This window comes from Micrococcus sp. HMSC31B01 (genome assembly GCF_001816085.1).
Classification (GTDB): Bacteria; Actinomycetota; Actinomycetes; order Actinomycetales; family Micrococcaceae; genus Micrococcus; species Micrococcus luteus.
On record NZ_KV824868.1, the window covers coordinates 1 to 826 of the forward strand.

Below are 826 nucleotides of genomic sequence, written 5' to 3' on the forward strand. Positions count from 1 at the left end.
CCCCGGCCGGACGCCCAGGACCGCCGCGACGCGCAGGGGCGCACCCGCAACCGGGGTCGCTCCGGCGCCGGACGGAAGTACTCGGCGCAGGCGCCGTCACAGCGCTCCCGCACCGCCGACCCGGCGCGCCGCGTCGCGTTCGGGGTGGTCCGCTCCGTCCATGCCGAGGACGCGTACGCGAACCTGGTCCTCCCGGCGCGCATCCGCCAGGCCCGCCTCGACCGGCGCGACGCAGGCTTCGCCACCGAACTCGCCTATGGCACCCTGCGTGGGCTCGGCCTGTACGACGCGATCCTGACCCGCTGCGTGGACCGCCCGCTCGAGAAGATCGACCCACCCGTGCTCGACGCCCTGCGGCTCGGCGCCCACCAGCTGCTGGGCATGCGTGTGCCCGCCCACGCCGCCCTCGACGCCACCGTCTCCCTCGTGCGCGCCGAGATCGGGGCCGGTGCCTCCGGGTTCGTGAACGCGGTGCTGCGTCGGGTCGCCGAACGCCCCCTCGAGGAGTGGCTGGCCGACGTCGCCCCCGCCGACGGCGGCGACGCCGCCCTGGCCGTCCGCGCCTCGCACCCGGTGTGGATCGTCCGCGCGCTGCGCCAGGCCCTGGCCGCCCACCGCGGCACCCGCCACACCGCCGACCGCGACGCCGAGCTGGCCGCCCTGCTCGAGGCGGACAACGCCCCGCCCGTGGTCAACCTCGTCGCCCTGCCCGTGGCCGGCGGGGCCGAGGCGCTCGCCGCGGCCCTCGACGACGGCGCCGAACCCGGACCGCTGGCCCCGGACTCCGCCCTGCACTCCGCCGGCGACCCGGCCATGTGCTCCCCCG

The 826-nt window shown here is 78.3% G+C and carries 1 protein-coding gene; it reads left to right on the forward strand.

Going from position 1 to position 826, the window contains the following annotated elements:
- Window positions 1-826 (forward strand): transcription antitermination factor NusB (locus HMPREF3105_RS00910; RefSeq protein WP_305791311.1); only part of this gene is annotated, 826 nt, incomplete at both ends.